Here is a 9,970-nt window from a genome sequence, read left to right as displayed (position 1 = left end):
TGCGCCCTGAACCCCACACCCCCCCGGGGGACAAAACGGGGCCCCCCGCCCCCCCCCCCCCCACGCCTCGACGTTCAGGCCTTCGCCTTCCTGCGTGGCTTCCTTGCAGGCTTGGCTTCTTCTTCGACCACCGCCGGTGCTTCGGCAAACCCTTCAAACGCTTCCTGCACCTGCGCGGTCAAGACCGTATCCCCGGGTGCAGCGAAAACGGATTGGTCGATCGGCCAGGGCGTCTCGCTGAGGCTCACGTCCGGCCGACGCGGCGCCCGCTTGCGGGTCTTCCTGGCCGGAGCAGCCGGTTCCTCCTGAACGACATCCGCGACGACCGGAGCCTGAAGTTCTGCAACCGGCGCGGGCGCAGGTTCAGGTACGGCCTCCGGAGCAACCGGAGCCACTTCCACAGCCACCACCACAGGTTCCGGTTCGGGCACGGAAACCGGGGCCGCCACGGCTTCCACCTGCGCCACCGGCCGGCGATTGTCCGGCCGCGGCGCAGACTGGGATTGCTGCGGCTGCTGCTGCGGCTGGCCTTGCTGCTTATCCGGCTGACGCTGGCCCGCAACAGCGCGGCCATCGCCGTCCTGGCCGCCCTTGCCGCGCTTCTTCAACCGCACCCAGATGGTCTTGTTGTTGCCGCCGTTGCGCGTCTCGACCTCGAACAGGCCGGTGGCGACCACCAGTTCCGATAGCTTGCCGTAGCCGTAGTTGCGCGAATCGAACTCCGGGGCCTGCTTGGCGATGTGGTTGCCCATGCCGCCGAGCGTCGACCAGCCGTCTTCATCCGATACCGCCTGCGACGCGCTCTGCAGCAGCCGCACCAGGCGCGAATCCTGGCGCAGTTCGCCGGTGCTGCGGCGGCGCGGCGGCGGCGCCGCCTCGTCCACCTCGGTTTCGGCGCGCAGCACGTCGGAATAGATAAACCGGTCGCACGCCGTCACGAACGGCTTGGGCGTCTTGCGTTCGCCAAAGCCATAGACCGTCAGCCCCTGTTCGCGGATGCGCGAAGCCAGGCGCGTGAAGTCGCTGTCGCTCGACACCAGGCAGAAGCCGTCGAAGCGTTCGGTGTACAGCAGGTCCATGGCGTCGATGATCATCGCGCTGTCGGTGGCGTTCTTGCCAACCGTGTAGCGGAACTGCTGGATCGGCTGGATCGAGTGCGACAGCAGGCAATCCTTCCAGCCCGACAGGTTGGACTTGGTCCAGTCGCCGTAGATGCGCTTGACGGCGGCCACGCCGAATTTGGCGACTTCGGCCAGCAGGCCTTCGATGATGGCGGGCGCCGCGTTGTCGGCGTCGATCAGTACGGCCAGGGTCGCGGTGCCTTGGCGGGGGGAGTTGGTCATGTTCTGTCCTGCTCGGAGGAGATTCCCGGCCAGGTTGCCGGGTGGAGGTTGCACCGGACCCGCGCGCGCCGGTCCGTCACAGGGGCGCCTTGGGCCACATCGTAGTGCATGCGGGCGCCGCGTTGGATGCATCGCAGTGTACACGTGAAGCCCTGTCCATACGGGAAACCACGGGCCGGCGGGGTACCGGTTTTGCTGCAATGCAAGGTGCCCCGGCAAATTCAGCGGTGCTACCATGCCCCGCAGAGACACAATCTGCCGAACCCTTCACAAGAGGCTCAGGTCGGTTGCCCCACGCATGTAGGAGTCGGTGATCCCGACCACACACCCCATAGAGGAGCACCTATGAATGCCCCCCTGACCACGCCGGTCAGCGACGCCATCCGCCGCGCGCTCGCTAACGTTTCCCTCGACGACAAATACACGCTGGAGCGTGGCCGCATCTACATCAGCGGCACGCAGGCGCTGGTACGCCTGCCGATGCTGCAGCAGGAACGCGACCACGCCGCCGGCCTGAACACGGCCGGCTTCATCTCCGGCTATCGCGGGTCGCCGCTGGGTGCGCTGGACCAGTCGCTGTGGAAAGCCAAGAAGCATCTCGCCGCGCACAACATCGTGTTCCAGGCCGGCCTGAACGAGGACCTTGCCGCCACGTCGGTATGGGGCTCGCAGCAGGTCAACATGTACCCGGATGCGAAGTTCGATGGCGTGTTCGGCATGTGGTACGGCAAGGGGCCGGGTGTGGACCGCACCGGCGACGTGTTCAAGCACGCCAACTCCGCGGGCTCGTCGCGCCACGGCGGCGTGCTGGTGCTGGCGGGCGATGACCATTCGGCCAAGTCGTCGACGCTCGCGCACCAGTCGGAGCATATCTTCAAGGCCTGCGGCCTGCCGGTGCTGTATCCGTCGAACGTGCAGGAGTATCTGGACTATGGCCTGCACGGCTGGGCGATGAGCCGCTACTCGGGGCTATGGGTGGCGATGAAATGCGTCACCGATGTGGTGGAGTCTTCCGCGTCCGTCGAACTCGACCCGCATCGCGTGCAGATCGTGCTGCCCGAGGATTTCGCGCTGCCGCCGGGCGGCCTCAATATCCGCTGGCCCGATCCGCCGCTGGAGCAGGAAGCGCGGCTGCTCGATTACAAGTGGTACGCGGGCCTGGCCTATGTGCGTGCCAACAAGATCGACCGCATCGAGATCGATTCGCCGCACGCGCGCTTCGGCATCATGACCGGTGGCAAGGCCTACCTGGATACGCGCCAGGCGCTGGCCGACCTGGGCCTGGACGATGCCATGTGCGCGCAGATCGGCATCCGCCTGTACAAGGTCGGCTGCGTCTGGCCGCTCGAAGCGCATGGCGCGCGCGCGTTTGCCGAAGGCCTGCAGGAAATCCTGGTGGTCGAAGAGAAGCGCCAGATCATGGAGTACGCGCTCAAGGAAGAGCTGTACAACTGGCGCGACGACGTGCGGCCCAAGGTCTACGGCAAGTTCGACGAGAAGGACAACGCGGGCGGCGAATGGTCGATCCCGCAGAACAACTGGTTGCTGCCGGCGCATTACGAACTGTCGCCCGCCATCATCGCCAAGGCCATCGCGACGCGGCTGGAGAAGTTCGACCTGCCGGTGGACGTGCGCGCGCGCATCGCTGCGCGGCTAGCGATCATCGAGGCCAAGGAAAAGGCGCTGGCCACGCCGCGCGTGACGGCGGAGCGCAAGCCGTGGTTCTGCTCGGGCTGCCCGCACAATACCTCGACCAACGTGCCCGAGGGCTCGCGCGCGCTGGCCGGCATCGGCTGCCACTACATGACGGTGTGGATGGACCGCAATACCAGCACCTTCAGCCAGATGGGCGGCGAAGGCGTGGCGTGGATCGGCCAGGCGCCGTTTGCCGGCGACAAGCATGTGTTCGCCAATCTCGGCGACGGGACCTACATGCACTCGGGGCTTCTGGCCATCCGCGCATCGATCTCGGCCGGGGTCAACATCACCTACAAGCTCCTGTACAACGACGCGGTGGCCATGACCGGCGGCCAGCCGCTCGATGGCCAGCTCTCGGTGCAGGACATCGCGTGGCAGGTCCACAGCGAAGGCGCGAAGAAGGTCGTCATCGTCACGGACCAGCCGGAGAAGTACAACGCGGCGATCAAGCTGCCGGATGGCATCACGGTCTACCATCGCGACCAGCTCGATTCGGTCCAGCGCGAACTGCGCGAGGTCCCGGGCTGCACCATCCTGATCTACGACCAGACCTGCGCCACCGAGAAGCGGCGCCGCCGCAAGCGCGGCACCATGGAAGACCCGCCGCGCCGCGCCTTCATCAACGATGCGGTCTGCGAAGGCTGCGGCGACTGCTCGGTCAAGTCCAACTGCCTGTCGGTGGAACCGCTGGAAACCGAGTTCGGCACCAAGCGGCAGATCAACCAGTCGTCGTGCAACAAGGATTTCTCGTGCGTGAACGGCTTCTGCCCGAGCTTTATCACGGCCGAAGGCGCGCAGGTGCGCAAGCCCGAGCAGCATGGCGTGGCGATGGACAGCCTGCCCGCGCTGCCTGAGCCTGCGCTGCCCGAGATCCGTCGCGCGTACGGCATCCTGGTGACCGGCGTGGGCGGCACGGGCGTGGTGACCATCGGCGGCCTGCTCGGCATGGCCGCGCACCTGGAGAACAAGGGCGTCACTGTGCTCGACATGGCGGGGCTGGCGCAGAAAGGCGGCGCCGTACTGTCGCATGTGCAGCTCGCGGCGCGGCCGGAAGACCTGCATGCCACGCGCATCGCGATGGGCGAGGCGGACCTGGTCATCGGCTGCGATGCCATCGTCTCGGCCAACGACGAAGTCATCTCGAAGACGCAGCAGGGCCGCACGCGCGCGGTGGTCAACACGTCGCAGACGCCGACCGCCGAGTTCATCAAGAACCCGAAGTGGCAATTCCCGGGGCTGTCGGCCGAGCAGGACATCCGCAACGCGGTCGGCGCGCAGTGCGACTTCATCAACGCGAGCGCTTTGGCCGTGGCGCTGCTCGGCGATGCCATCTATACCAACCCGCTGGTGCTGGGCTATGCCTGGCAGAAAGGCTGGATCCCGCTGACGCTGCAGGCGCTGGAACGTGCGATCGAACTCAACGGCGTGGCTGTGGAAAAGAACAAGGCCGCATTCGACTGGGGCCGCCACATGGCGCATGACCCGGAGCACGTGCTGTCGCTGACCGGCAAGTTGAAGGTATCGGCCGAGGGCGCGGAAGTGGTAAAGCTGCCGACGTCGTCAGGCGCGCTGCTGGAGAAGCTGATCGCCCGCCGCGCCGAGCATCTGACCGCCTATCAGGATGCGGCCTACGCACGCACCTACCGCGAAGCCATCGACCGCGTGCGCGCGGCCGAAAGCGCGCTGGCCGGCAGCGGCAAGCCGCTGCCGCTGACTGAGGCTGCCGCGCGCAGCCTGGCCAAGCTGATGGCCTACAAGGACGAGTACGAGGTCGCGCGCCTTTACACCGACCCGGTCTTCCTGGACAAGCTGCGCGCGCAGTTCGAAGGCGAGCCCGGCAAGGACTACCAGCTCAATTTCTGGCTGGCGCCGCCGACCACAGCCAAGCGCGACGACAAGGGCCAATTGGTCAAGCGCAAGTTCGGCCCGTCGACGATGACGCTGTTCCGTGTGCTCGCCAGGATGAAGGGGCTACGTGGCGGCATGCTCGATATCTTCGGCAAGACCGAGGAACGCCGTACGGAACGCGCGCTGATCGGCGAATACCGTGCGTTGCTGGATGAACTGACCGCTGGCCTGAATGCGGCCAACTATGACACCGCCGTGGCACTGGCCAACCTGCCGGATGATATCCGCGGCTTTGGCCATGTGAAGGACAACAACCTGAAGGCAGTGCGTGTGCGCTGGGCGAAGCTGCTGGAGCAGTTCCGCCATCCGGAGACGGCGCAGCGCGTGGCGTAGGCAGCCGGACTGGCAGCGCCTGCCGCGCTGCCAGTCGCCGGCCTTACGCCTTGGCCAGTTCCTTCTCTCCCGGCTTCACATACATCGAGTTGCGCGGGTGGGAAAGCACGCGCCGCACCATCGGCTCGAAGAACGACAGCGGCAGCGTGTCGTAGTCCGTCATGAACGCGGCGGCGTCATATTTCTGGCAGAACTCCGCGGTACGCTCGAACAGTTCGGGCTGGTCGCGGAATTGCTCGCGCAGGTTGCGGTCCAGCCCGAGGTGATGGAAGAAGTAGTAGCCCTGGAACACACCATGCTTCTCGACCATCCACAGGTTCTCCGCGCTGACGAAGGGCTTGAGGATCGCAGCAGCGATATCGGGGTGGTTGTAACTGCCGAGCGTGTCGCCGATGTCATGCAGCAGGGCACACACCACGTATTCCTCATCGCGCCCATCGCGGTGCGCGAGCGTGGCGGTCTGCAGCGAGTGCGTGAGGCGGTCCACGGGGAAGCCGCCGCAATCGCCTTCGAGCAGGCGCAGGTGTGCGAGCACGCGATCCGGCAAGGCCTTGGCGAACGGCATGAACTCGGCGGAGATGGCGGCCCAGTCTTCACGGGTGCCGTGCTCCATGTGGCTGAAAGTGGCGTGCGCGGGCACATGGGTGTCGCTCATGCTTGTCTCCTTGGCGGCGGGGTCGCCTGTGGTCTGGATGCTGTGCAGGCATTGTGTCACCGGCCGCGCGGCTACACTGTCAAAAACTGAACAATGCGCCGATTGATGCGACGCACCATCCCTGCATGCTGATCCGTTCGTTCCGCGAAGAAGATACTGAAGCCATCGTTGCGCTGTGGCGGGCCTGCGGCCTCACGCGTCCATGGAATGACCCTTACCGCGACATTGCGCGCAAGCTGACTGTGCAGCCTGAACTGTTCCTGGTGGGCGAAGTGTCTGGAGCGCCGGTAGCGTCCGCGATGGTGGGCTTCGACGGACACCGCGGCTGGGTCTACTATCTGGCCGTCGATCCCGCGCACCAGGGCAAGGGCTGCGGACGCATGCTGATGGCGCGCGCGGAGCAACTGCTGATTGAGCACGGCTGTCCCAAGATCAACCTGATGGTGCGCGCCGGCAACGACGCCGTGATCGATTTCTACAACACGCTCGGGTACGCGCCGGATGCGGTGGTCAGCCTGGGCAAGCGGCTGATTCCCGATCAATAGACTCTGCAGCAGAACCGGTAACAAGGAGACGACATGACCTTCCACGGCAGCTGTCATTGCGGTGCCATCGCCTTCGAAGTAGAGGCCGACAACATCCCCAGCGTGATCCGCTGCAACTGTTCGATCTGCCGCCGGCGCGGGCACTTGCTGTGGTTCGTGCCGCGCCTGGAGTTCAAGCTCGCGACGCCGGAAGAAAACGCGTCGACCTACCGCTTCAACACCATGAAGATCGCGCACCGCTTCTGCCCGGTATGCGGCTGCGGGCCGTATGCGGATGGGCAGGACAAGGACGGCAAGCCGATGGCGGCGGTCAATGTGCGCTGCCTCGACAACGTCGACCTGGACGCGCTGAAGGTCATCGACTACGACGGCCTGCACCACTGAACGCCGCACCGGGAGCCTGACATGTTCCGCATCCTCGGTATCGACCACCTGGTGCTGCGTACCGCCGACGTGGACCGGCTGCGGCGTTTCTACGTCGATGTCCTTGGCTGCAGCGTGGAGCGCGAGCAACCCGCGTTCGGCCTGACACAGTTGCGCGTGGGCAGCGGACTGGTCGACCTGGTCTCGCTCGACGGCCCGCTTGGCCGCGCCGGCGGCGCGGGCCCCGGCGCGGAGGGCCGCAACCTTGACCATTTCTGCCTGCGCATCGACCCGTTCGATGCCGACGCCATCCGTGCCGCGCTGGCACGCCACGGCGTGGAGACCGGTGCGGTGGAGCAGCGCTTCGGCGCCGAGGGCAAGGGGCCGTCGCTGTACCTGAAGGATCCGGATGGCAATGTGGTCGAACTCAAAGGCCCGGCCGAAAGTGCCTGAGCGTCACCACGGCGCGCCGGTGGTCGCTACAATTTCCGCTTAGCCCGCCGCGCCCGCTCCCCATGCGCCGGGCGCGCCATGATCCGAACCGACGCCACGCCCGACGCGGAATCCGCCCCGCCTTCCGTTCACGCCAACCCCGCGAGCACAGCCGCGCCGCCACGCCGGCTGGTCTGGATTCTCGGGCTGACCGAGACCATCTCGTGGGGCACGCTGTACTTCGCCTTCACGGTCTTCATCGAGCCCATGACGCGCACGCTGGGCTATTCCAAACCGTTCCTGGCCGGCGGCTATTCGCTCGGGCTGCTGGTGTGGGCGCTATGCTCGTTTGCAGTGGGCCGGCTGCTGGACCGCATGCCGGCGCGCCGCGTGATGGGCGCCGGCTCGCTGCTGGGGGCGGCCGGGCTCCTGCTGTGGGCGTGGTCGCCCTCTCCCACGATGTTCCTGCTGATGTGGGTGCCGCTGGGCCTGGCCATGGCCACCACGCTCTATGAACCCGCCTTCGTGGTGCTGCGCCAGGCGTACGGAGACGGCTACCAGAAGCCGATCGTCACGGTCACGCTGATGGCCGGCTTTGCGAGCACGATCTTCGTGCCGCTGGCGCAGTGGCTGGTGCTGCTGATAGGCTGGCGGCCGACGCTGGTGGGCTTTGCCGCGCTCAACCTGCTGGTCTGCGCGCCGCTGCATGCGCGCCTGCGCTACACGCTGCACGCCAGCTACGCGGCCGTGCAGCCGGCCTCGCCATTGCCTGCGGGCGATGCCGCCGGCCAGGGCATCGCGCGCGCCACGCTGCGCCAGCCGGTGTTCTGGGCGGTCGTGCTGGCCTTCACGGCAACGATCATGGTGGCGTCGCTGCTCGGCGCGCACCTGATCCCGATGCTGACCGAAAAAGGCCTGCCACTGGGCCAGCAGCTCGCGGTCGCCGCGCTGATCGGCCCGGCGCAGGTGGTGGGCCGCCTGCTGATGATGCGCGCTTCGGTGCGACACCCGGTGCGGCTGTCCGTGCCGGTCTACGCGCTGATGACCACCGGCCTGCTGTGCATGGCGCTCGGGCACGGTGCCTGGCTGATGGTCGCGGCGGTGCTCTACGGCTGTGCCAATGGCGTCAACACCATGCTGCGTGCCATGGCCATGCCGGAACTGATCTCGCGCCATCACTACGCCACCCTTAACGGCCTGATGATGACACCGGTGCTGCTGATGCAGGCCGCCTCGCCGTGGCTGGGCGCCCTGCTCTGGCGGGCGGCCGGGGGCTACTGGCTGATGCTGTGGGCCATGGTGGCGCTGGGGCTGGCGGCCCTGCTGTCGTTTGCGTTCGCGCTGCACCGGCGCGGCCTGCTGCGCGTGATGGACTGACGCGCGTTTTCGCGCTTTCCCCTTTCACACGGCCCTCACGGCAATGCGGGACAATGGCCCCTTTGCCAAGGGCCGCGCCTTGCGCGCGCGCCACGCAGTTCCCGCCATGTCCGAGTCGAGTCCCGGCGTATCGCCGCCGTCCACCGTTCCCGCCGCATCACCCCAACGCGTGTCCCGCGCCACCCGAGGCACCATGGCGCTGTTCTTCGTCAATGGCGCCACGTTCGCGACGTGGGGCGTGCACATCCCCACCATCAAGGCGCGCTTCGGCCTGTCCGACGCGATGCTGTCCATCGCCATGCTGGCCGTGGCCGGCGGCGCGATCGCCGCGATGGGACCGGTCGGGCGCTGGGTCGCGCGCGTGGGCAGCGCGCGGGCATCGATGGCCAGCGGCCTGGCCTACGCGCTGGCGACGGTGATGATCCTGGCCATGCCGGACTTCCGCCTGCTGCTGCCCGCCCTGCTGATCTTCGGCATGGCCAACGCGGCGTTCGACGTGGGCATGAATGCGCAGGCCGCCACCGTGGAGGCGAGCCGCACCCGGCCCGTGATGTCGGCGCTGCACGGCATGTTCAGCCTGGGCGGCATGGCCGGCGCCACGTTTGGCGGGCTGATGCTGTCCCTGGGCGTGCCGCCGCTGGTCCATGCCGCGATGATGGCGGGCCTGACCGCCGCTATCGCTCTTGGTACGGCGCCGGGGCTGCTGGCCGACCATCCGGTGCTGCCGACGGCCGGACACCATCGGGACCACGCGGTGCGCGCGCTGTGGCTGCTCGGCCTGCTGGCGTTCCTGGGACTGATCGGCGAAGGCGCGATGTACGACTGGTCCAGCGTCTACATGCGGGAGGTCGCCATGGCGCCGACGGACTGGATCAGCTTTGGCTATGCGGCGTTTTCGGGCGGGATGGCTTGCGGACGCTTCGGCGGCGACCGCCTGCGCGCGCGCTTCGGCGAAGCCGGCACGCTGACCGCCAGCGCCTGGCTGGGCTTTGCCGGCATCGTGCTGGCGCTGGCCGTGCCGGTGCCGGTGGCGGCGCTGGTGGGCTTCAGCCTGATGGGGCTGGGGGCGGCCAATATGGTGCCGATCTTCTTCGTGGCGGCGTCGCGCCTGCCGGGCGTGGCCCCGGCCGAGGCGATCGCGCGCGTCGCGCGCTTTGCGTACCTGGGCCTGCTGCTGGGCCCGGTGCTGCTCGGCGGCGTGGCGCACCTGGCCAGCCTGCGCGCCGGGCTGGCCGTGGTGGCGCTGACCATGGGCTGGATCGCGCTGGCAGGCGCCCGCTCGGCGCGGCGCTACCTGCCTGCGCGCAAACGGTAGA

The 9,970-nt window shown here is 67.5% G+C and carries 8 protein-coding genes; 6 read left to right on the top strand and 2 right to left on the bottom strand.

Annotation, left to right across the window (positions count from 1 at the left end):
- Nucleotides 1-74 precede the first annotated feature (74 nt).
- Entirely contained in the window at nucleotides 75-1,343 is a 1,269-nt protein-coding gene (locus tag AC3FKH_RS26055) for an NYN domain-containing protein (protein WP_488678607.1), read from the bottom strand.
- 345 nt (nucleotides 1,344-1,688) lie between these two features.
- Between AC3FKH_RS26055 and AC3FKH_RS26050 the strand changes: the two genes are divergently transcribed.
- Nucleotides 1,689-5,282, top strand: coding sequence for an indolepyruvate ferredoxin oxidoreductase family protein (locus tag AC3FKH_RS26050; protein WP_488678606.1), 3,594 nt, complete (start codon nucleotides 1,689-1,691; stop codon nucleotides 5,280-5,282).
- Between the two features lie 43 nt (nucleotides 5,283-5,325).
- Here the strand turns inward: AC3FKH_RS26050 and AC3FKH_RS26045 are convergent, their stop codons facing one another.
- Entirely contained in the window at nucleotides 5,326-5,937 is a 612-nt protein-coding gene (locus AC3FKH_RS26045) for an HD domain-containing protein (RefSeq protein ID WP_276098835.1), read from the bottom strand.
- A 125-nt stretch (nucleotides 5,938-6,062) separates the two neighbouring features.
- Between AC3FKH_RS26045 and AC3FKH_RS26040 the strand changes: the two genes are divergently transcribed.
- The 5 genes from AC3FKH_RS26040 to AC3FKH_RS26020 all read left to right on the top strand — a co-directional run bounded on the left by AC3FKH_RS26040 (nucleotide 6,063) and on the right by AC3FKH_RS26020 (nucleotide 9,969).
- Complete coding sequence (locus AC3FKH_RS26040) at nucleotides 6,063-6,482, top strand: GNAT family acetyltransferase (protein WP_488678605.1); 420 nt, start codon at nucleotides 6,063-6,065, stop codon at nucleotides 6,480-6,482.
- Nucleotides 6,483-6,515: 33 nt separating this feature from the next.
- Entirely contained in the window at nucleotides 6,516-6,866 is a 351-nt protein-coding gene (locus AC3FKH_RS26035) for a GFA family protein (RefSeq protein WP_488678603.1), read from the top strand.
- A gap of 21 nt (nucleotides 6,867-6,887) precedes the next feature.
- A complete protein-coding gene (locus AC3FKH_RS26030) occupies nucleotides 6,888-7,298 on the top strand; it encodes a VOC family protein (RefSeq protein ID WP_488678602.1) in 411 nt (136 codons plus the stop codon).
- Between the two features lie 78 nt (nucleotides 7,299-7,376).
- Nucleotides 7,377-8,654, top strand: a complete 1,278-nt coding sequence (locus AC3FKH_RS26025) for an MFS transporter (protein WP_488678601.1) — start codon at nucleotides 7,377-7,379, stop codon at nucleotides 8,652-8,654.
- A 193-nt stretch (nucleotides 8,655-8,847) separates the two neighbouring features.
- On the top strand, nucleotides 8,848-9,969 hold the full coding sequence (locus tag AC3FKH_RS26020; protein ID WP_488678644.1) for an MFS transporter: 1,122 nt from the start codon (nucleotides 8,848-8,850) through the stop codon (nucleotides 9,967-9,969).
- Nucleotide 9,970 lies beyond the last annotated feature (1 nt).

The organism is Cupriavidus sp. 21MJTG02-4 (assembly GCF_057798975.1).
The sequence above is the reverse complement of the archived record's forward strand: the minus strand, read 5'-3'. Positions and strand labels throughout refer to the sequence as shown.